The organism is uncultured Gimesia sp. (assembly GCF_937910335.1).
GTDB lineage: Bacteria > Planctomycetota > Planctomycetia > Planctomycetales > Planctomycetaceae > Gimesia.
This window is the reverse complement of sequence record NZ_CALEMX010000288.1, coordinates 1-23,742: the sequence shown is the minus strand read 5'-3', so window position 1 is coordinate 23,742 and position 23,742 is coordinate 1. Positions and strand designations below refer to the sequence as shown.

The window sequence follows — 23,742 nt, the reverse complement described above, 5'->3', positions numbered from 1 at the left end:
AAATATGCCACACATCATCTCAAAAGTTTTGATCCTGTTCGCTTTGATCTGCAGCATGCAGGTCCAAAGCCTCTCTGCCCAGACTCCAACACCTGATCTGGAAGCGCTGGAAGAACGCGCGTTCAAACAGGGGGCTGCGTTTGTGAACCCCTCTATTGTCAGAATTGAAACTGTGGGTGGTCAGGATCGTGTGGGAAAACTAATTACAGGAACTGGCCCTACATCCGGCGTGATTGTCAGTCGAGATGGTTTGATCATTTCCAGTGCCTTCAACTTTATTGGAAAACCTTCGTCGATTCTGATCACATTGCCCGATGGTCGCCGTTTTCCCGCGCAGGTCGTTGCCACTGACCACCTGAAGATGTTGACTCTGTTAAAAATTGGCGCACAAAATCTGCCGGTTCCTTTAGGTGTTCCCGAAAACGAACTTCAGGTGGGAATGTGGTCCATTGCACTTGGACGTACTTTTGATCTGGATCAGCCGAGTATTTCTGTCGGGATTGTCAGCGCTTTAGGAAGAATCTGGGGTAAAGCGATCCAGACAGATGCCAAGATATCACCGATCAATTATGGCGGCCCACTAGTGGATATCAATGGTCGCGTGATGGGAATTCTCGTGCCCCTTTCTCCAGGAGCAACCGGTGAAACAGCAGGCGTGGAATGGTATGATTCAGGAATTGGATTCGCGATTCCCATGTATGATGTGCTAAAAATTATTCCCCGACTGAATACCGGAAAAGATTTACACCCCGGCAAATTAGGAATCACCCTGAGCGGAAAAGGGGATCTGTCAACCGACATGAAGTTGGATCGCGTCCGGTATGGGAGCCCTGCACAAGAGGCAGGTCTCAAAGCGGGAGACACTGTTATTAAGTTTGATGGCCAAACGACAAAAATGCATTCGCAGATCAAACAGATACTGATGAGAAAATATGCGGGGGAGTCAGCCAGCTTGACAATCACCAGAGAGGGTTCCAGTGAACCTCAGACTTTTCAAGTTACTCTGGTGGAAAAACTCGTACCATTTGAATCGGGATTTCTGGGCATTCTTCCTCAACGCACTACAAATTCTCAGGTTGCAGGAGTTGGTGTGCGGTATGTGTTTTCTAAATCTGCCGCTGCGAAAGCTGGTTTAAAATCAAATGACCGAATCCTGGAATTCAATCAGCAAAAAATTGCCAATTCAGAATCTCTGACATCCATGGTCAATCACTTACGCCCCAGTGATCCGGCGGAGCTATTGATTTTACGCGATCAAAAGCAGTTGAAACTGAAGGTCACTTTGCAATCGACTCCACACACTGTTGAATCCTCACTGCCAACCCAGGTACTTCCCTCCAGAATAGCTGCGAAAAATGAGCAGCAAAATATTAAGGTAGGACATTTTAAAGATCAACTTCCCGGCGATGACCAGAAATCCTGGGTTTATGTTCCCGAAAACTACGCCCCCAGTTATCAGTATGGTTTGATGGTCTGGATTCACCCGCCGGGTAACACAATGGAATCTACTATCTTAAAAGAGTGGAAGAGTATTTGTGAACAACGGGGAATTATCATGGTTGGACCATCCGCAGAAGATGTCATTCGTTGGAATCGAGACGAAGCAGAGTTTGTCAAGGAAGTCGTAGAATCTATAAAAACCCGATATGCGATTGATTCAAAACGGATCTTTTTGATCAGCCATGCCAACGGAAGTGAATTTGCTTTCCATCTGGCTTTTAAGTATCGAGAACTATTCCGCGGCGTTGCCGTCTCCGCCTCTTCGATTCGAGACCAGCCTCCTGAAACAGACCCTGATTTTCCCTTGAGTTTTTACTTTGCCCTCAACGCGAATAACCCTTTTAATAAATTACTACAACCACAGATAGAAGCTCTGCGGAAGATGAATTACCCGACCGTCTTTCAAATGATTAAAAATGATAAACCAGCAGGTGACTATCTTGAGAAACCACATTTAGAAGAAATTGGCCGTTGGGCAGATAGTCTGGATCGGATCTAGCTTACCTGTTGTAGATCGTCTGTTGTAGATCGTCTGTGGCAAATCGTCTGTGATTGCACGAATCATTTCTCACATGCGATGCAATCTTCAACAGAGTTTCCACTACTCTTTTATAATTTGAGTTCCTGGAGAACTTGCAGCTGCCTGTGTTGTACTGAGAGTAATGGTTTGATTCGTTTTGAACGCCATGTAGACAGCCATCGCAATGATTCCCACCCCGATATATTGTGGCGATAAAAAGAGCATCCAGATCAATCCCAGTACCAAAAGGCCTATCATCGGGTGGGCATTCAGCCAATCAGCAGATCGAGGTTGAATACACCTGCTTAGAACGGGCAGCAGAATCAACAGGCTTAAACAGGCCACTGCAATATCAAGATAGTGTTTGGGAATGACCCAGGCTGTCAATACAGCCTGTTCAGGATTTGAATTTTCTGAACTGGAATAATATCGCACTTTCTGTACCGCATCCGGTCCTAATTTTTGCTGAAAGTGATTCACGAACGGTTGCTCTTGCCCAGTCAGCTCTGCGTCCGTTGCTACGAATTGTTTTAATTTGGAGACACGTTGTTTCAAACTACTCATACGATTCAGTTTTTCACTCGTTCCCTGACTATCATTACTATAATCAGCAAGAATCAATTCAAGCTGATTATACTCATCCTCAATTTCTCCCCACGTTGATTGAGAGACTTTAAAGTTTGTCCCAAGTTCCAGTTCAATTTCTGCAATTTTGAGTTGTGCAGACAATTTGTCTGCTAAATATTGAAAGGGGGTTACATCGCTTGATAAAAATGTCTGATTTCTCTCAGAGGAGATGATTTTGACGAGATGATTATCAAATTCATAATTTGCTGGTCGTGGCATTTGCAGCCTGATTTTCTCAACAAAATATTCATGATCTATCTGATAAGATTCCCAAAAGACAGTCAGATTCATCAAACGAGGACCGCCGTTTAAAGGAATTGCCAGCTCTCCCATTTCCTGCTTGAGCGTGGCATCGCTTTCACCGTTAATCATAATCGCGATCAACTTAGTTTTCTCTGGCCACTCCAATTTCAATTCGTGTCTACTTTGATTGAACAATTTGATTTGAGTCATTCCATTGACCGCACCCTGTTCTCCCAAAATGATTTGCGTTTCAAGAAAGGGAATCAAATCATCGCTCGACTTGCCCGCTGAGATCAACTTCCAGGGCAATTGCGTAGACGTAAATAAACGCCCGCAATCTAAATCAGGTGAGGCATCACATCTGGCCTGAATCCAAGTTGGAATTTTTTTTGGTGGTACCGTTTTCTTGTTTTTTTTATCATTCAACAGAAATTCTGGTTTGGAAGAAAGCAGGAGATAGTTATTCTGTAATTTTGAATTTTCCAGCGTTACAGGAGTAACAATCAATTCATTCATCGGCTTGGGAAGAGTCGCTCTGATGATGACTGTTTTTTCATTGGTTTCAGAGGTCTTCGGTAGTAACACCACTCTCTGCTGGCCAGTGGGAGTTTTTTCCTGAACTTCATACGGCATACCATCGATAATATATTCGCCAGCATACTCTGCGGGGATCAACAAAATCAGTTTTTTCATGTCAGACGCAGGCAGTAAAAAATGTAATGTCTGCGTCACTTCAATTTTTTGATCTTCTAACGCATCGACAATCGTCAAGGAGTCGGCAGCGATCATCAAATCCTGCAGCTTGACGAGAAGAGTGATTGGCTCATTTGTAGAATCGGTTTCTTGAAATCGTCCCACAAATGAAATCGAATCTGTGGCTGGTGCGGTTTGCGCCGCATCTTCTTCTATTCGACGATAATGTGTTGACGTCATCTGCACATCGATTTGAGGTTTTTTGTATATCGTCAAAAGTGAGTCTTCAATTACAGATTCTTCAATTTGAATACTCGGAATAACAATCGCCCCATATTTCCTTACTGGCAGCCAGCCTTTGAGTGTCAGGTCCTGCAAGCCGGACGTTTTATTTTTTAAGAACAGGGTGATCTTATTTCCCACGCGATGCCAATGTGCAAGTCGATCGACATCTTCTTCTTTGACTGACAGCGATTCGATATTGAGTTCTTTCGGGACAATCAGAGTGTGGCGAAATGCGGGAGCTTGACTGATTCGAATCTCCGCGGAGAAAGTCCAATCGATATTTTTTTGGTTTATAATAGCAGTTTGATTTATTCGTGCGGTTCGTTCAGGATTTTTGGACTCAAGTTCCAGGAAAATCGGAGCGGGTTTATTCACCTGAAATAACAGTTCTGAAGATTTTAGAATACTTTCTTCTATTTGCTTACTGGGAGTTTTGGATGAAACTGACAGCACACCTTCTGGCAACGTTTTCACCATTTCAAGTTCAAATTCAGGACCAGTGCGTACTCCAACAATATGTGAATTTACTTTCATCTCTGAATTTTTAGAATTGATCTTCCCGGAACTAAAATCCAGGGGAGGGATACTGGCAGACATCAGGGGCGAATCAGCGGGCAAATCAAATGTGGCATTGATTACGAATTCCCCGGTCTTAGGTTCAGGTAATTCAAGTAGTAACTCTCGGTAGTTATTGCTGACTGCAGGACTCAATGCAGGTATGACCGTCATGCCTGGAGACTTCACGCTCCGAAGTATTGTGCCCTGTGGAATTTTCCATAACAAATAATCGACCTTACCTTCGAGCACTTTATAGCTAGCCTGGACATCCAGGTGGATCAGAGTTGGAGACACTTCCACATTCGTTAAAATTGCTGCTTCCAGGTTTAAGGGGCTCTCTTCCGAATCCTGGCTGGTTTGCCATTTTACTTTCAATATCGAATTTTCTTTTAGAAAAGTGGAAAACTGTTTTTTTTCTGCCAACTGATATTTTGATACACCAGCAGTCTCATTAATTTCAACAAGGTATATTGCGTCTTTGAACTGTAAACTAATATGACTTTTCGAGATTCGAGGAATCCCGATTTCAAACTGCCCACTGGTTGCACTGAATTTCACAGCAGGATGCAAGACCAGTTCAATTTTGTGATCCTGGAATGCAATAGGCGAGACCGGTTTTTGAGCCTCGACTGGCTCCGTCTTTTGAGAATCTCTTTTAGATATTGGAATTTTTACATTATTCACGTTCACCAAAATACTTTGTTTATCAGCACCTAATAATACAGGGACGACATTCCCATCGACCTTACAGGAATCTGGACCGCTCAAATTCCCACCATTGATGGGCAAGTGAATCATTGCTGAAGGATTGGCTAAAGGAATTTTCACCTGGAAGACTGCCTTAACCGTCAGTAGTTGATTATCTCGTATGTCTCCTTCGTAGAACGCAGAGGATAGCAGATATTCGGGCTGCTCATTTTCCTTTACAATACTCTCCAGCTCCTGAAGTAAATCAGGTGTGAGATAGGCAATAGATTCTGTCCTTGATGCGGGTGTTTCAGGCAGGAGGACTAATTCTGTTCTGGTTTCCGTTGATTGATTCTCGCTGGTTACTATCACTTTATTTGGTAAATCTTGAGCGTATCCGGAAGCGGAAATCCCAAGCATTGTGATGATCAAATATTGAGTTGCTGAATATATTGAGGAAACAGGTTTCCGATAGGCTTTTGTACTTTGATCTTCTGTAAGTATTTTTGTTTCCTGCCAGAGAAATCGGCGGGGTATTAACATGACAATCAAGATGCCCGTGAAACAACTGCCTGCGATTTGAGCTAAAGCAAATGGGAAGATCCAGGAAAATACCAAAGAGACTAAAGCGACCATCACACAGAGTTTATTGCGAATGCTGAAACGTAACATTCGCAATAGCAATCCTGTAATCATTGTGAGAAGAAAGACCATCCACGAAATAATATTGGCTTGATCTGAATTCGAAGTTTCCAATGTGCCAAATCGCACGGGAAATAAATTCACAGCACTCCAGCTCGTTTCCGCATGTGGATTTACACTCTGTTTTTTTCCAAGAATTCCAAAGAATCTTCGAGCCATTGATTCTTCCGGTAAGGATTCTTGTAAGACCATCCCCACCGGGCCTCTGATTAAGCGAGTCCCCTCAGGAAGAGTCAAATTCCAATCTGTTTCCAGGACCCTTTGACTGATTTGGGGGAAGGGAATCTTGCGCATCGCCGTAAGTTGGTCTGGAACAGAAGGAGTCTGATATTGAATGGTGATCTGATAGGAATCTAACTGATCAAATAATGGCACTAAATATTGGCCCTCTGCTTCGATGGGAGTAATTCTTCGTTCGTCTACAGTCGTTGATATCAGTTTTACATCTGATGGAAAACGAAAAATGAATTTATCATCAAAAGTACTCGATAAATCGAGGGAGACCTTCGCCAGATGCACATCAGGCTCTCCTGTTCCATGCCCAAATTTCGTATCGACAACCACAGTTGCAGTGCCCTGATCTAAACTGCTGTCAGAAATCTCCGAGGAGCGCGTAATTGTTAATGCCCCGAGTGGCCATTCATATTCCCACTCATAATTTCGCTGAGTACGCTGTACGGCTGGCTTGTTCTCTGTCCCAGGAGCCGTGAATAGACCTTCTGTTTTCATACGTAAATTCAACTCGTTGGAATTTAATACACGAACGACTCCTCTAAAAGGATTCGCCTGTGGAACATAAATCAATGCTGCTTTGACACTTTCGAGAAAGGGCCGACGACGTTCCCCACGAAGTTCCAGCTCTTTAAACACGGGGGCTGAGAGCTTCAGCTCCCAAAGTTCGCCAGTCTTGGGAAGCTGCCACTTTTGGTGTCTTGAGACGGGAAGTTTTTGGCTCGTCAGGCTCAACTGTAAACCACTTCCTGTATTCATTGACCATTCCACTGATTCCCCTGGTTCAGAGAGGTAAACTAGCACTCGTTTCATCCCGCGAGAGACTGGCACGCAATTCAATATAAAATTTTCCTGAACGACATCTTTATTCAGCGCGATATAACTACTGGCGATGACTTGAAGTGTCTGGTCTACCTTCGAAAAATTTAATGCCCCCCATCGGAAACCGGAATAAGGAGCAAGATGGAAATACCGAGACGCACCTGTTTTTGAAGAGGATAAATTCCACTTTTTTGGAAGATCACTGGCAACCAACTCTTCTACTTCTTTACCAGGATCAAAGAGCTTTACCATTTCCGAAGAGGCATCTAATTCTAAAATTTGATCTACGTTATCACATCCCAACGGGTTGACTCCGTACAATTCGATGACTCGATTTGCGACTGGAATTAATCGCCGGGCTTGAATTTCAAGTGAATAAGGGGCTTCCGGCGTCACAGCACCAGGTAGTCGAACACTTAATTTTTGCTGTTTCGCACTCCGCTCCACATCCCATACCAGATCGCCTGAATTCTGCTCGGCCAGACTGTTTACCTGAGTGATTTCCCATCCGGCAGGAATCATCGATTCAAGCCTGTAAGTTGATCCAGCTGTTGAAGCCCAGTGGATTTGCGACTTCATTTTCCAGACTTTGTCTTCCATACGAATCAGACTCTGAACTCGGGCTGAAAGATTGAGGTCCGGTAAGGCCAATCGATAGATTAAACGTGCATCCGGTGAATACTGCTTGAAATCATATGCTTCCCCCTGTTCATCCTGAATGAGTACTCCCGTTTGTCGTAGATCAGTTAATTGGATTTCATGTGTTTCTAACGGAGCAGAGATATCAAGATGAACTGTTCCTCCCAAAAAATGGGCATGTTTGAACTTCAGGCGGGGGATTGTAATTTCTCGTTCTAAGGCAGGAGAAGCCAATGCGCGCACAGACAAAGGTCGACTGATTCCTATCAGTGGATCTATCAAATCCACAATAATCAGATTTCGGTCTTTCTGTTTTTTGATCTCAAATGGTAAGGAGAGATCATTTCCCAGAGTGACAGAATAAATTTCATAGTCAGTGGAAGCTCCAAACTCCAGTTTTTTGACAGGCTGATTGAGCACTTCAATCTGAAAGTCTTCCCTTAACCTTAGACCATCTTCCCGGATACCAACTTGTGCAAATTGGTGGTAAAGAATCTGCGTCGGCGATTTTTTCAGTTTTTGATTATGATGTATGACTGCTTGAAACTGAGACTGCCCACCAAGTTCAATCTGCCACAAATCATATTTTTGCACATCAGATTTGACTGGTCCCGATACATAACCGACAGATGTTGTAAGCACCATACCTTGAGGAATCTTAAGATGCACACGTGAGACAACAGATTCGGGTAGTTGGAAAGAAAACTCCATTCGATGAGGCAGTTCCCTGCCTTTCAAACTCCACGCTCCTGATAAGGGCTCATTAAAATGATCAATCAACAGCAGCGTTTTTTGATCAGGCGCCAGTCCCCAGACTGCATCCTGGTTACCCCATTTCAATTCGTGAATCGCCAGATTCAATTTGGAAAGATTAATAAACCCCGGCTCATTTCTGGAACAATGCAAGAGATAGTTCAGACGGCCATGAGTCAGTTGGTCACCTTCTAATGTAGCCTCATAGGTGGCTTCCTGAATCCAGGAATTTGGCGGTGTATTTTTTTTTAACAGAGCTGTCTTTTTGAGCAAATCGTATTTTTTTAATGGAACCGGATACCAGTTTCCCCGAGGCCATTGCGTTGTATCGCTTCCAGAGACCACGACTTCTCTAATTTTTAAAGCAGGCGAAAGATTGATAACATGGTTATCGGCAGCTTCTGAATAACCTGTCAGCGATAAAATTGAAATTCCGCTGAGTAAGAGACAGGCCGCTTTGAAAGCGAAACTCTGCCTCCTCTCGATTCCAGGGAAGATACTCATAGCTGTGCCCCGGCTTCAGATGATGAGACGGGTTTCTCAATCAATTCAGAACCTGGTCTAACAGCCGTAATATCTTCAGGATCTACTTCTGAAGGCTGAATGCGTTCTGAATATGAAGGAGGGGGAATAAAATCGCTGGGTGCCGAAAGCGTCAACTGCTTTGATTCTCTACGTTTTCTCGAAGATCCATTAATGAACGCCGCGATAATCGCTAATAGCAACCCAAAGACGGCAGGCTGTAACAGCACTTCTACGGGAGCGGCATACCATAACGCGACGGCAGATACAGCCGTCATGATAATCAATAACATCAAAACACTTCTGAGTGGTGAGATGCTCATTAAAATAAAGCCGAGTAGTAAAGATGTTCCGGCGCCAATGAAGACAATCATCGAACGAGATAAAGCACGAAACTCTAATGCGGTTACCGGACCAAGTCGATAAAACTGGTAGTCATTTACTCCAACAAAATCATCTTTTAGTTGAGGCGTATTTTTAAATGAAATCGGAATCTTATTTTTACCTGAAAAATGGCGCGACCAGAAAACGCCTTGGTTTTCCCAATGATACTGGGGCGTGTATCCGGGTGGGATCGTGAAAAGATGCTGGTTATTGGGTAGACTAATTTTCCAGTTTGTCTTCTCTACCCACAGATTATCTGAAAATTCGGGAGCGGCAACTGTCAAAGAGCTAAAGAGTGAATCACGCTGATGTTTAGTAGAACCATAATCAATCGTGAGAATATGAGATGAGTTTTCTTTGCCCTGGACCACCGGTAGACTGATCTGGTACTCATTCAAACTACCTTGAACCAGGCTGAATGTCGTTTGCTGATTGTTCCACCAGATATTTTCAATTTTAATTTTAGCTTGTTCCGGCACTTGGAAAGAAAGTAATCGAGGCGAAACAGGAAACTGATACTGAGCGCGCGCCTGATAAAAACCTGATGAGTCGATGCTGCAATCAATCCATGCCTGACTGACAGAATAGGAAAACAATGCTCCCGATTCACTTTTTTTCAGTTTGAGATTGATATCTGCCTTTGGATCAACGGCCCTCCAGAATGCATTATTATTCATGGCCAACTGTTGTTGCCATGCGGTATCCATGCTTTCAATTTCGAGATATCTTGAATCCTCTTCATCCTTCACTGAGAGCTCGAACTGGCTTTCTGAAAAGGCAGCATCATCCGAACGAATCAAGGGGACAGACAACTCAGTTTGTGAACTCTGAGGTAACAAATATACGGCTGTTATTTTCACTGGCCCCAGTTTTTTACTTCGCAATGATAGTCGGGCATTTTGAACGGGGTCGGCATTGTCTGATATCCAAGTCGGAACCAGAGGATTTTGCTCTTCGTCCAGATAAAAATTGACGCGATTCTTCAAAGACAATGGTACCAGCAGCCTTACCTCAGACAGTGGTTCATATTCAATCTGATATTGAATTTCCTGTTCGACGTGCACTTCAGAACCATCGATCTCCAGTTGCGCTGCGCTGGTCGTGGTAATCTCCTGGTTATGAATCGAAACGACAGCCGAAAATTCGTTGACACCCGGTTGTATCTGAAATTCATTTTTGCGAAGTGTTTTGACTTCCGCAGGCAAAACGAACTTTTCCATTTGCACAAGTGGTGAAGAAAGAACCTGCGTTTTGAGAGAAGGAGTCAAATCGGTCACGACGTTAACATCATTGGCAATCACCAGTGATGTTGCGGAAAGACTGGGTGCTTCGATTTCGGGAAGCGTAAAATTAAATGGTTCCTGATCGGCAATCACAGGGCGCCGGGCGCGAAATGTGATTTCAAATTTCCCTTTGGAACGTTTCAACAAATTAATGTTAATTTTTCCCGGCTGACTCTGGTCTAGCTCAATGGCTTCCGTCAGGGAAGGTTCCTGCATTAATTCCAGTTCCCAACCCTCTTTTGCTTGCTGAGGCCAGTTTAATGAGACCTTGTCCAATGCACCTTGAAATACATCTATTTGAATGCGTGCATCAAATTCAGCCCTGTTTCCAAACATCTGCACCAGATAAAAAGGCTTGGCGGAGAAGTAAGGTTTGACTCTCTCAATATTCAGAGGCAATTGAAATGGCTGTTTCAGAAAGCGATATGAACTGTCAAAATCTTTTTGATTGGCTTTAATTTGATAAACAAATCGATTTTGACCTTCTGTCCGAAAAATACGATATCCGTCAAGTGTCTGAATATCTATCAAACCCGTCTGTCTTTTGGCACGACTTACATCAAAACCATCGATTAAAAAGTGGCCGTTCTCTTCTGGAAAATCGGTTTCAAGAGTCCATTGAATTTCTATCGGGCCGACGGTCGGTTCAATCAGAGAGACTTCAATCAGATTCCCTTTTGCTAATTTATGGCTTTTATAATCTTTACATTTCACATCGAGTAATCGAAACCGATCTGGTAACCTGACTTGTACCGTTTGAAAACTTCCCGTTAGAGCTTTGATCGACTGTGTGGCGTTCAACAATACCGAGTCTGATGTAAAATCTGCTGTCAGCAAAGTCTCGGCCTGTAAAACCGTTTCTACTTTCTTCTCATCAGGAATAGGCTGCCAGGAAAGATCGAGCTGATCTCCCAGTCCGAACATTTCTACCAGACTCTGATTTTCTGAAATTGTCTTTTTCGAAACAGCAACTCCGGCGGGGACCTCAAGACTGATTTGAGATAACGGAACTTTTAGCTGCAAATTACTGACGGCAGTTTGCGGTAATAATAATTGCAGACGTCTGGAAGGTAGTTGTTGCTTGAGCGAAATACTTAATGTCAGATTGATTTCATGAGTTCCCTTCCCCCGAAACCACCAGAGATATCCTTCCGTTCGATTAAATCCACCCGGGCTTGACTCCCCTTCGCCAACATAACTCGTTTTGAGGAAGATCGCTTCATTGAGTTTGACCGGAACGCGAACCCATTTGTTTTCTTCGTTAATTAATACAACAATCCGCGCATCCAGAATCGCACGATCTTCTTTGATTGTGCCTGTCAGTGAAACTGATGATACCGCAAACTCGGGGGAGGGCTCCGTCTGACTAATCTGTTTCTGTTTCAGATACTCACGTATCTGATCTAAACTCAGATTTGGTAAAGGATAAAATTGACCATCCGCGCCCTTAAAAAACACTCCTTGTTTCGTCGAGTTTTTTTCCTGGCTCATTTTTTTGGGAATGTTTTTTTTCAAATCGGAAGCACTTAGACCTGAACCCGGACGCTTTTCTGCATCCAGAGGGGATTTGAGTTCTTTCGTTCCGGAACCAGTTTTCGGTTTGTCATTCCTCGCACTGTCTCTCTCGGAAGACTGTTTTTGTGCATATAGATTATAAGACGTATTTTCTACGCCAGATAACAGCAGCAAAGGCAGCCCCAAAAAGAGCAGGAGTAATCGTATAAGATATGACATAACCACTAATCGATCCCATTTGTACGGGAACAGGGAAACTGTGAATGGATTCAACTCTTTGCTTGCAAGGGAGCTGATTCAAATACGGGTCCCAGTAACTTCCCCCATTCGGTTGATCGAAAAGAATCGATCAACGACAAACGCGCCTCGAATCAATGTTCGCTTGTATAAACGGAACATGATATAAGAACGCATTTCTCTCTTTATATCATACGTCGTTTTTTGGCACATTAAAGCAGGAATCTCAAAGCTGACTAAAAAACCGTATCTATCAGCAACGATTGCAATTCAGCATGAATATTTGTTCCATTTGTTGCCAAAATACTCGGTTTTTCAATGGAAAAGCCTGCGTCTTCGATGGACGATACGGTGCCCCCCGATTCTCTGCAAATCAGAACTCCGGCTGCCATATCCCAGGGTTTTAAAGTGCTGGACCAATAACCTTCAATTCGCCCCGCAGAGACATAACATAAGTTTAACGCAGCGGAGCCGGTTCGTTGTAATGCCTGTGCTACGGGAAGAACTCGTAAAAATCGATCGACGGCGATACCTTGCCCATTAGTTCCGACAGGCAAACTTGCCATTAACATCGCCTGATCTAAAGACTTGATGGTTGATGGGCTGATTGATTTTCCATTCAATTTGGCACCCTGGTCACGAAAGGCTGAGAACATCTCATCGCGATTCGGGTCATAAACCACTCCTAACACCAGTTTACCCTGAAATTCCAAGCCAATTGAGACACAATAGTAGGGAAATCCATGCACATAATTTGATGTGCCATCCAGCGGATCAATGACCCAACGATAGTCTGATTCCCCTTCCCCACGGGATAATCCCTCTTCTCCAAGCATGTGGTGAGTCGGATAACGCTCATTGATATGGTTCACAATCGCAGTTTGCGAAGCGAAGTCTGCATCCGTCACCAGATCCGCTCTGCCTTTTTCTGAGACGCGAAATTCATCAACCCAGTCCAGCAGACATTTTGCTCCCAGGCGGGCAGCCGTCTCGGCGGTATCTATTAATTCAGTAGAATTCAATGTTAAACCTTCCGTGAAACTCGATTTTGATTTCCCGTTCTCAGCAAGGCATTCAGAATCAGAAAGTCGTTTTGCCAGGTGGGAATTGGTACCAGAGAAAATCTCCACGATTTAGTCCGGTTATCGGGATTTTAATAAAGAACCGATCTGATCCTATTTTAGGAATCATTCATTCGCTCGTGAACCGTCAGATCCTTGAATTCACAATACTTTCATTTCTTTGCGGATCACTGGCAATGACCCGGCTTTTTGACTTTAACTTTGCTGACTCTGAACAATCACAACCGGTTGCGTCATTCAGATCCGGAGCACTTCATAACTCCTTCATTTTGAATTCGATGCAACATCGCTCTGCACCGTGCGCGGCAATCACATCTTAACGATTTGAGTGATTATAAGTATTGCAGCAATCACAACAGATTTATCAATTCCAGTGATTGATGTTGCTCAATGAAAACAGGGAAACAAGACAAGCTGTGGTTTTTTTTCAGATTGAAAGTATCAGGTTAGAAACATGAGGTATATTTTCAACACGCAGTGTCAGGTTCAATATAGTTTTACTAAATCCCTTATCTGCCTTAACAGACAGTATTTCCATAACCAGATAACTTGATTGAGAATAAAACCAATGGATTTTCCGTTAACAGAGCTTTCGCTTTACATCATGGCAATCAGCGTCGGAATCTTTACGGTCATCGCAGCCATTACGGATTACAAAGCAAGAAAAATTTACAACGTCTTAACCGTTCCCTTCTTTGTGTTAGGCATTGTCTATCAAGCTGTTTTCAATGGCTGGGAGGGATTAATGTATGGCGGACTGGGTTTTGTCGCGGGTTTTGGATCTTTTTTCCTGATTTGGCTCGTGGGTAGTGGTGCTGCAGGAGATGTAAAAATGATGGGGGCCTTATCAATCTGGTTAGGCTTTAAAGCAACACTTGCCGTCATGATTGTAGGCACGCTGTTTGTTCTAGTCGGTTCATTTGCGATCCTGGCATGGAGTGTATTCAGACGTGGAGCCAAAAAAACAAAAGAACAATATCTGGCAACGGGCAAATCATTTAAAGGTAAGAAGAAAAAATATGTGCCCGAAACAATGGAACAAAAAAAGAAACGAGGCCTGATGCCTTTTGCACTTCCTGTTGTATTAGCAACCTGGAGTGTTACTACCTGGATGGTTATTAAATCTGTGGTACTCAATTAATTATGAATTATGGAAAACCATCGTATTAAGAAATCGATGAAAGCATTTCTGCTATGAAGTTGAAACGAATTCAAAAACATAAAAAGCAAACAAAACGATCAGGTTTCCTGAGCATGGAACTTGCTCTGGTGTTACCGATTTTTGGCATTGTCATGTTCGCGCTGTTGGAGTTTACACTCCTGTTTTATGCACGTGCGGATGTTGTTGAAGCCAGTCGCATTGGTGCCCGTCTGGCAACACTGCCCGGCGTTACGCAGCAAAATATTGAACAAGAAGTACTGAAAATCCTGCCGCCACAACTGGGACAGGGAGCAGTCATTCAAGCTGAGATGGGAGAAAATTCAGGTGATGTGGTCACGGTTGCTGTCAGCATTCCGATGACTCTGGCTTCTCCGAATCTGCTTTGGCCGATTGGCTATGACTTAAAAGGACAAAATTTGTACTCCGAAACAAGAATGATTCGAGAGTAATTTTTATTGGAAAATAATCGTGTAGCCCTCCGACGATTTAACAGGAGGGAATGTTGGAAGCCGGGAAATTCCTCTGCTTCATCAAGTTACGGGAGATTGATCCGGTGAAAAGCCTGACCCCTGCAAAAGTGACACTGTTGATGTTTGGTGTCTTTGGAATATTGATTGCTGCCTATATCGGAAAAAGATTACTGGCGGGAAAAGTCGAAGCACCGCCTGTGGCAACTCGAAACATCCCTATGGCGATTAGTGTGTTGGAGCCAGGTACTTTGGTGACTGAAGATCACCTGGGTCTCGGTCCTATCGCTATCAAAAATCTGAAACCAGAAATGATGACATCAAATCGTGTCATTGTCGGTCGAATTGTCAAAGAGAAAATTCCGGCTGCCACTCCCATTTCAACGGGTCAACTCTATCCTGCAGGTGAGACACCTGCGATTAAAGTCGAACCGGGTATGCGGGCGATCTCAGTCTCTCTTGAATCATCGGTTGATCTCGTTGATGGATTAATCAAACCGGGAGAGTATGTTGATGTCCACATGACTCCTTCGGGATTGAATAACGACAAACGTATGAATGGTGGGATGACGCTGACCTTATTCAAAGGTGTGAAGGTCATTGCGATTAACCGCAGTTACACACAAAACAGCAGTTCCAGACGAGGTACCAATGTCACACTTGAACTCACGCCGGAACAAGCCAATATCATGATTCTCGCCAGCGATCGCGGTGAAATTACGATGAGCTATACTCCCGAAGGTAAGGGAAATGGAGGCGTGGCTATCAACAATGCGGATAAAGCAACGCTGTATGAAATCCTCGGATTAAAAACACCGAAAAAACCGAAAGAGAAAGAACCTGAGAAACCATTCGAAATAGAGGGCTATTATGGTTCCAGTCGTAGCGTGAACCGATTTGATAAAAACGGTTTGCGAGTTGGCGATTACAACAGTTACAACCGTGGTGGTCGCGGTGGATTCAATTCTGGCGGATATCTGAATCCGGATTGGGGCGGCGGTCAGGGATATGATACCGATGGACGTTCTATTAGTGCTCCAAACGGTCAGGCTCCTGGTGCTTCAGATGCGGGTGGACCAACTGCACAACACAGTCCTCAGAATCCTCCCAATTCACCGGGCGCACCTGCGACTCAACAACGTTCCAACACACGTTCATTTCCACAAAACCGGACCGCAGGACGTTAAGCCGTCATGGAATCAGGAACTGTTTTCTCTATCTCTGTTGTTGATGATTGCTGAAATAGATACTCATGAAACGTTACCAACGATCTCACATCACAGTCTCACAAACCGTCGGCCGACGAGGGGTCATCACCCCTCTGGCCGCAATGGTGCTGCTTGTCGTATTGGCTGGTATATCGCTGGTAGTGAATCGACTCTGGCTGGATGCTGCGTCTCTGGAGGTAACAACGTGTATCGAAACAGCAGTCTTAGCAGCCGGGCAGGAACTGGCAGCAGATGACTTACTAAAAGAAAAACCAAATTACCAGACCCTGATGGAGCGGGCAGAAAAGGCAGCCAATCGTGCAATTATTCTAAATACTGTTGCAGGACATAGAATTGGTATTCCACTGGTTAAAGATGAAAATTTGTTTTTTGGAAAATCGATCCCTGTGGCTGATACGGGTATCAATAAATTTCTTCAAACCGATCATCAGCCAATGAGCATTCAATTGAAGACTCATCAAATGAGTCGCCTTAATAATCCGGTAGCAGATTTCGTGTCTGAATTCACAAGTACAAATCCGGGAACGACGGGCGCACAAATTGAGGCAACGATTGACAACCACATTATTGGTGTTCGACCTTTTGCAAATGTGTCTGTTCCTGCATTTCCGCTGGCGATTCTGAAAAACGATCCTTCAGGAAAACATACGGAGACCTGGGAACTGCAGATTGATCAGAAAAAAGGCAAGGATGAATATCGATATAACCCGGATACAAAAACGGTCACGCGTGGTTCAGATGGCATACCGGAAATACTACTTACAGGAAAACCACGACGGGGAAATATTTCAGATGCCAATCTGCAACTCCTCGATTTTGGCTCACTTCATAATTCTGAATCTGTTGAGAGGCAAATATTATCAGGGCTGACAAAGCAGGATCTGAAACACTATCACGGCGAGCTAATATTTAATACAGGGCCGATTCAAGTGAATTGCAGTCCTGAACTAGAAGACAATGAACTGGACGCATTTCAGAAGATGACGGGACAGTGTCGGATTTGTTTTTTGTATGACAAGGTTGAGTCATCATCCCGATCCCATACAGGACTTGCGGACTGTACGAACATGGTCGCAGGCAGGATCATGTCGATTAAACGACTAGAGAACCAGACAAGTGAAATCATCCTTCAACCTGGAGTGATGACGACGCGCACGGGAATTCTGGCCAAAGGTAAGCCGCCTGAAACGGACAGTCCATCTGCCTCAAATTCGAAAACCAAAACAGACGACGATCAACAACGTAAAAACAAATACATTTACAAGCTTTATCTGACCCAGTAAGGGCGGAGATTAAAATGGTATTACAAAGTGAAACTACAGTTGCCAGTTCAACTGCCGAAGCGAAAAAAGCCTTTCAGAGGCTGAAGACACAACTGCATCGCCAGATGGTTGACGCCATCGATTTTTCCAAAGCAGGTGAACTGCCGGAAAACGATTTACGCATTAAATTGCGTGGTCTGGCAGAGCATTTATGTTTGCAGCAGGAAATTTCGCTGGATCAGAAGAACCGTGATGTTATGGTCCGTGAGATCCTGGACGAGATCTACGGTTTTGGTCCACTGGAGCCATTGATGAGCGATCCTGATATCAGCGATGTGCTGGTCAATGGTGCCGACAAGGTATTTATTGAACGCAATGGTGTTCTGGAACAAACTGATATCAGTTTTGCTGATGACGAGCATTTGCTCCAGTTAATTCATCGTCTGGTAGGTCGTGCGGGACGACGAATTGACGAAGTCTCACCGATGGTTGACGCCAAGCTTCCAGATGGTTCTCGTTTAAATGCCGTAATTCCACCATTGGCTTTAAAGGGTCCTACACTTTCCATTCGTCGTTTTCGAACGAACGCTTTACTGTTCGATGATATGGTTAAGATGGGATCATTGGCCCCCGACATGGCAAAATTTCTGGAAATTGCCGTCCAGGGACGACTTAATATTCTGATTAGTGGTGGTACAGGTGCTGGAAAAACAACGCTGTTGAATAACCTCAGTCGTTATATTTCTGGTAAAGAACGAATTGTGACCATCGAACAGACAGCAGAATTACAACTTCAGCAGCCGGATGTGGTTTCACTGGAAGCCAGACCTTCTAACATTGAAGGTCAGGGAGAAATTGATCAGCGGGACTTGTTGAAAAACAGTCTGCGAATGCGGCCAGATCGAATTATCGTTGGGGAATCTCGCGGCGGTGAAGTTTTGGAAATGCTCCAGGCCATGAATACCGGTCACGATGGCTCCATGAGTACCGTTCACGCGAATGATACCCGTGATGCATTAGACCGACTGGAATTGATGATCGCGTTATCTGGTGCGGAACTTCCCAACTCAATTGCCCGTCGATATATCGCCTCGGCTGTTCACTTGCTGGTACATATTACTCGACTTCCCAATGGTAAGCGAAAAGTGATGCGTATATCAGAATTGATCGGTTTCCAGAATGGTGAATACATGGTGGAAGACCTGTTCGTCTATCGCATTACCGACGTTGATAAACAAGGGAATGTGAATGGTTCATTTTATGCAACCGGGCACCATCCTGTTGCCATGAACTGGTTAACACAAACTAACTTTAATGACTTAGATGATCTTTTTCAGGCCCGTGAATTAGAATTAAATGACAGTCAATCAGACAAGCGGGATGAATAGGAGATTGATCAATGGCAACTGACGCCGCAATTAATACCAACATTTCGACAGATGATTATTCGGACATCCTCCGAGATCGAAATAAATACGCCACCACCGATTCCAAACAAATCGGTAACCGTGTGAATGGTGGATTTGACGAATTGGTCATCCATTCCGGAATCACAGCTGACCCGGGCATTGTTCTGTTTTTCTGCTTGATGACCTCACTGCTGTTAGGCGGATTGATGTTCATTTTGCAGGAAAATTTTCTGACAGCATCTATAGCGTTTATGCTGGGGGGAATTGCTCCGATCGTCTATCTGATTTTCCGTCGCGGCCAACGTCAAAAACGTATCAACGAACAGCTTTCTGACATGATTGATGAATTAGCTCGTGCCGCCAAGACGGGACGCAGCCTGACACACTGTTTCATTGATGTCTCTGAAAAAACACCCGCACCGTTAGGGAATGAACTCAAAGAATCTTCACGTCGGTTACAAATGGGTGTTTCCATGAAAGATGCCCTGGACGGACTGTTCGAACGAACGGGCGTTACCAGCTTGAACATTCTTTCGATGGCCTTAATTGTGCATCAGGAGACTGGGGGTGACCTGGTTAAAGTTCTCGAACGACTGGCAAGAACGATCCGCGACCGTATGTTATTTTTGGGTCGATTACGTACTGCTACTGCCGGTAGCCGTGCCACAGCCGTCTTGATGATTATGCTGCCACCTTTGATTTTGGGCTTCTTCATTTTACGCGATTCTACATATTTAACAACGTTAATGGCTTCATCGTGGGGACGGGCAGCAACCTTTACCGCTATTGCATTACAAGTTATTGGATCTTTTTGGGTGCTGAGAGTTTTGAAAACAAGTCAACGTTCCTGATCAAACTAAAAATAATGAGACCTGCCGGTTAACGGCGAGGGCAATCCTATGTTTACACCAACAACAATCACAGTATTTTATGCAGTTTGTGGTATCACCATTCTCTGGATGTTGTATCGCATCATTCGCAACCGATCTACTGAGTCAACGACGGAATCTGTAAAGCACGAAACTCAGGAAGTGGAAACCACACCTGAAAAACTTTCGTTAATGCCTTCAGCATCCTCCTCGACTTCTACGTCTGCGACATGGGAAAATCATCAACTGTTTTCCAATGTCAACACAACCGGTAAGAATGCCGAGACGACATTGCCTCAGGTAGAAGCTGGAGATGTTCCCGCGATGGGAACTGATGACTTTGTATTCGGTTCAGCGACGCCAGCTCTGGCGGAGATGATGCCCGAATCTGATACACGGCGTTCCAAAACCAAAACAGAGTTGCAGGCTGCCGGTTATTATCAACCACACGCATTGCAGAACTTTTCGGCCATTCGCTATCTTGCGATTCTGGGAACCATCTTTTTCTTCGGTGCAGCTTTAATTCTGTCTCCGGAACGATTTGAAATCCCCATCCTGATCGCCATGATTGTGGTGCCAGTCCTGGTCTGGGCGGTTCCCTTTCTGGTTGTAACTGGTCAGGCCACTGACCGAAGAAGTGAAATCGAACAGGGTATCCCTGACATGTTGGACATGTTAAACATGTGCGTGTCCCAGGGGATGATGGTTCCTCAAGCGTTAAAGCGAGTCGGTACTGAACTGGGAAAAGTTTATCCGGCATTGGCACATGAGTTAAGAATCGTCATCGAACAATCATCCATCGGAACATTTTCGCAAGCACTCTCCAATTTCAGTAAACGTATCGATGTCCCGGAAGTCCATTCGTTTGCGTCTCTATTGATTCAAACCGATCAAATGGGAACCGATGTCACCTCGGCTTTGCAGGAATACAGTGATAACATCCGCGAGAGTCTGCAGCAACGTGCTGACGAAAAAGCGAATAAAGCAACGTTTAAACTGCTCTTTCCAACCGTGTTCTGCTTGATGCCCGCAATTTATATTTTCCTGTTGGGACCGGCGATTGTAGAATTATCTGACTTCTTCCAGGCTGGTGGAAGCGATAGTCTCAATACGACAACAGACCTGTATCAGCAGGTGGGTAACCAACAATAAGCGAGTTCATCTACGAAAAAAAACTTCCTGGCAGTACTTTCAACTGTCAGGAAGTTATTTTTTTGTTCGGAATGGATTCTACCGATTGCGATTTAGACCTGAGGCAGTTCCCAGGCTTGCCGGTATTCACGCCCCAGTAGTGCATTTGCCTGTTGATTTCCCAGCACACGATTTTGCTTTGCATCAAATTGGATCTCATGGCCCGCCCGGTAAGCGATATTTCCCAAGTGACATAACGCACTGGAAATGTGGCCGATCTCGATATCTGAAGTTGGTTTATTTCGCGTTTTGATGCAATCTATAAAATTGCGATGATGCGTTGCCGCCTGATCGCTGGTACCGGAGGTGACTGCTTCTTTCTGGTCATAAACTTTCCAGCCCCCTCGATCAACGACAAGAGTTCCCTGATCGCCATAAAAGGCGGCAGCGGCGTTGCGGCCTTCCATGCCATGTGCACTCCAGAGACGATGCTCCCAGATGATTGTCTTCTTTGCATAATTGTATTGAACCACCTGGGTATCCGGTGTTTCCTGATCATCGTCAAAGAAATATTTTCCGCCTGATGCAGAGATTCTCTCTGGCAAATCAACACCGAGCCCCCAGCGTGCAATATCAAGCATATGCACGCCCCAGTTCCCCATCTCACCGGTCCCATAATCCCAGAACCAGTGCCAGTTATAATGAAATCGATTCGGGTTAAAAGGACGGTTGGCAGCAGGCCCTAACCAAAGGTCATAATCTACCCCTGCAGGCACAGACGTATTTTTCTTTTTACCGATTGGTTTCCGTCGATGAATGATCCAGGCTTTGGCCAGTTTGACTTCACCCAGTTTTCCACTCTGGACATAATCGACGGCGGATTGGAAATGCGCCCCACTGCGCTGATGGATTCCTGATTGAACCACGCGCTGGTGTTTTCGTGCTGCCTCGACAATCTTTAACCCTTCCGTCAGATTGTGTGAAACCGGTTTTTCAACGTAGACATCTTTTCCAGCCTGACAAGCCATGATCGCCATCAGTGCATGCCAATGATCGGGCGTCGCTATCACGACTCCATCAATTTCCGGATCATCTAGAACTTTACGAAAATCGGTTACAAATTGAGGTGCCACACCCTGCTCTTTTTCAATCGACTTAAGAGCCGCTGGTGCAACTGATTCATCAACGTCACAAATCGTTTTGAACTGAACATCGGGAAATCCGGCCATGCTGGTTGTCAGAAATTTCCCCTGTCCGCGGATACCCATGCCGGCCAAAACGACGCGCTCATTAGGTGAACTGTTTGCCAGCGTCATATTTGTGGATAATCCGACAACACCGGCAGCCATACCGGCGGCATTTCGCGCACTCCGATCCAGGAACTGGCGGCGATTGACGTCTCGTTTCAGAAATTCCTCTACGTCCACAAAAAACCTCTTGCAGTAAACCTTGGAGAGATCAGAACTTTTGAATAATTTCCATTCATGGATTTATTCTGCACAACTGACTGTCTATGATTATAGCGGGTAAAATCGAATTTGATATCTTTCTATTCTACCGAGAGCTTGTACTTCTGTCACATGTTAACGCCATAAAAGGTATCCTGGCCTGAATTCCTGTAGTTTAAGATGGGTTTGGAGCGTTAATAGAATATGTACCTCTACAACAAAAACGCCACGAGTGGCGGTTCTTATCGTTAATCTAAAGAAATTTCAGTATGCCTATCAAATTTCGATGCCAACATTGTGAACAACTGATGGGAATTTCTCGCTCCAAAGCGGGGGAAGTGGTCGACTGCCCGACTTGCGGATTGTCGGTTCGCGTTCCCGGATTGGATGGAGCGATTGCCCCCATTCCTCTACCCAGGTTAGATCTGAAAGATGCCGAACTAACAAATGCTCTGGATGAACTGGCAGGAATAGGTGCCAATGTAATCGTCGAAAAAGAAGAGCAGGCAGAACAAGCTCTCCCGTTGCAGGCTCCGGTTTCTGTAGCCACCAAATCACAGGTAATAGCACCGGTGTTAGAACAGGAATTTCAAGCAGTCAAAGTTCAACCAACCAATCAGATCGTTGCCCCCCCACAACGGGAGGAAGTAGATCTGGCTCAACATCCTGAAACTCCTGTGGCTCCGGTCAGCCAGTTGCAGGTTGATACTGCTAACCCCTCTGAGATCAACCACGAACAGGAATTAGAAAGTCTGGCCAGCCTGGCACAGAAACGTGCTTCGAATGTTTTAGCAGAAAAAAAGAGAAGTCGGTTAAAACGTTCCGTCAAGTTTGAACTGCCCACAGGTACCTGGGTTTTTATTCTACTTACCCTGGCTGCGTTGACATTCTCAATCGGTTTTCTTGTGGGTCGAAATATGTCATAGATCGAAGCGGGTGCCTGGACAAGTCAGAATTTTTCCTGATTAGAGCAGTGTTTTCACGTTTTCAGGAGGCCTTCCGAGAACAGCGTTTTGGCCTTTGATTACGATGGGACGCTCTATCAATTTCGGATTCGCCACCATTATCGAGATGGCTTCTTCACGTGAGAGTTCCTTCTCTGCCAGTTTCAGTTCGCGGTAAATCGCTTCACCTTTCCGCATTAAATCACATGGTTCCATTTTCAGCTTTTTCAAAATGGAATCCAATTCTTCCACGTCTGGTGGCGTTTTCAGATATTCGATCACTTCTATCTGGAGACCGGCCTCTTGAATTAAGGCCAATGTCTGCCGACTCTTTCCACAACGCGGATTATGATAGATTTTCATCATGGTGCTTCGTTCTTTTTTTCATCTAGCAAGGCAGAAAATTGTGCTACGACTTCAGGCAGTTGGGAATTCAATTCATAGACATCCCACCGATCAGAGGGTTTCTGATAAAGTTGTGACAGCAACTCTTCATTTATAAGTTCATGCTCTTCGATTTCTGAAGTCATGATCTGGT

The 23,742-nt window shown here is 44.6% G+C and carries 14 protein-coding genes; 9 read left to right on the top strand and 5 right to left on the bottom strand.

From position 1 onward, the window contains the following. The first annotated feature begins 4 nt into the window (after positions 1-4). Complete coding sequence (locus Q0668_RS11650; RefSeq protein WP_298864574.1) at positions 5-1,999, top strand: PDZ domain-containing protein; 1,995 nt, start codon at positions 5-7, stop codon at positions 1,997-1,999. Positions 2,000-2,101: 102 nt separating this feature from the next. Here Q0668_RS11650 and Q0668_RS11645 read toward each other — a convergent pair whose 3' ends face one another. The 3 genes from Q0668_RS11645 to Q0668_RS11635 form a co-directional block, all read right to left on the bottom strand. Continuing rightward, complete coding sequence (locus Q0668_RS11645) at positions 2,102-8,764, bottom strand: hypothetical protein (protein ID WP_298864571.1); 6,663 nt, start codon at positions 8,762-8,764, stop codon at positions 2,102-2,104. Then, positions 8,761-12,183, bottom strand: coding sequence for a hypothetical protein (locus Q0668_RS11640; RefSeq protein WP_298864569.1), 3,423 nt, complete (start codon positions 12,181-12,183; stop codon positions 8,761-8,763). Before Q0668_RS11640 ends, Q0668_RS11645 begins: the two co-directional genes overlap by 4 nt. A gap of 254 nt (positions 12,184-12,437) precedes the next feature. Next, on the bottom strand, positions 12,438-13,223 hold the full coding sequence (locus Q0668_RS11635) for an inositol monophosphatase family protein (RefSeq protein ID WP_298864567.1): 786 nt from the start codon (positions 13,221-13,223) through the stop codon (positions 12,438-12,440). Positions 13,224-13,851: 628 nt separating this feature from the next. Between Q0668_RS11635 and Q0668_RS11630 the strand changes: the two genes are divergently transcribed. The 7 genes from Q0668_RS11630 (at position 13,852) to Q0668_RS11600 (ending at position 20,833) form a co-directional block, all read left to right on the top strand. Continuing rightward, positions 13,852-14,424 carry a prepilin peptidase gene (locus tag Q0668_RS11630; protein ID WP_298864565.1) on the top strand — a complete coding sequence of 191 codons (573 nt, stop codon included), beginning with the start codon at positions 13,852-13,854 and terminating at the stop codon, positions 14,422-14,424. Between the two features lie 53 nt (positions 14,425-14,477). Then, positions 14,478-14,894, top strand: coding sequence for a TadE/TadG family type IV pilus assembly protein (locus Q0668_RS11625; protein WP_298864563.1), 417 nt, complete (start codon positions 14,478-14,480; stop codon positions 14,892-14,894). A gap of 50 nt (positions 14,895-14,944) precedes the next feature. Further along, positions 14,945-16,099: a Flp pilus assembly protein CpaB gene (cpaB, locus tag Q0668_RS11620; protein WP_298864561.1), complete on the top strand. Its 1,155-nt coding sequence runs from the start codon at positions 14,945-14,947 to the stop codon at positions 16,097-16,099. 65 nt (positions 16,100-16,164) lie between these two features. Then, positions 16,165-17,424, top strand: coding sequence for a hypothetical protein (locus Q0668_RS11615; RefSeq protein WP_298864559.1), 1,260 nt, complete (start codon positions 16,165-16,167; stop codon positions 17,422-17,424). 14 nt (positions 17,425-17,438) lie between these two features. Beyond that, positions 17,439-18,791 (top strand): CpaF family protein, encoded by a 1,353-nt coding sequence (locus Q0668_RS11610; protein ID WP_298864557.1) that lies wholly within the window; start codon positions 17,439-17,441, stop codon positions 18,789-18,791. A gap of 11 nt (positions 18,792-18,802) precedes the next feature. Continuing rightward, the gene (locus tag Q0668_RS11605) at positions 18,803-19,663 is read left to right on the top strand and encodes a type II secretion system F family protein (RefSeq protein WP_298864555.1); all 861 of its coding nucleotides are present in this window, start codon (positions 18,803-18,805) and stop codon (positions 19,661-19,663) included. A gap of 48 nt (positions 19,664-19,711) precedes the next feature. After that, entirely contained in the window at positions 19,712-20,833 is a 1,122-nt protein-coding gene (locus Q0668_RS11600; RefSeq protein WP_298864554.1) for a type II secretion system F family protein, read from the top strand. 92 nt (positions 20,834-20,925) lie between these two features. On the opposite strand, the gene Q0668_RS11595 is transcribed toward Q0668_RS11600, so the two are convergent. Next, positions 20,926-22,239, bottom strand: coding sequence for a Gfo/Idh/MocA family oxidoreductase (locus Q0668_RS11595; RefSeq protein WP_298864552.1), 1,314 nt, complete (start codon positions 22,237-22,239; stop codon positions 20,926-20,928). 290 nt (positions 22,240-22,529) lie between these two features. Here Q0668_RS11595 and Q0668_RS11590 point away from each other — a divergent pair, with 290 nt between their 5' ends. Continuing rightward, the gene (locus Q0668_RS11590) at positions 22,530-23,186 is read left to right on the top strand and encodes a zinc ribbon domain-containing protein (protein ID WP_298864550.1); all 657 of its coding nucleotides are present in this window, start codon (positions 22,530-22,532) and stop codon (positions 23,184-23,186) included. 39 nt (positions 23,187-23,225) lie between these two features. Here the strand turns inward: Q0668_RS11590 and arsC are convergent, their stop codons facing one another. Beyond that, positions 23,226-23,570, bottom strand: coding sequence for an arsenate reductase (glutaredoxin) (arsC, locus tag Q0668_RS11585; RefSeq protein ID WP_298864548.1), 345 nt, complete (start codon positions 23,568-23,570; stop codon positions 23,226-23,228). Positions 23,571-23,742: the final 172 nt, after the last annotated feature.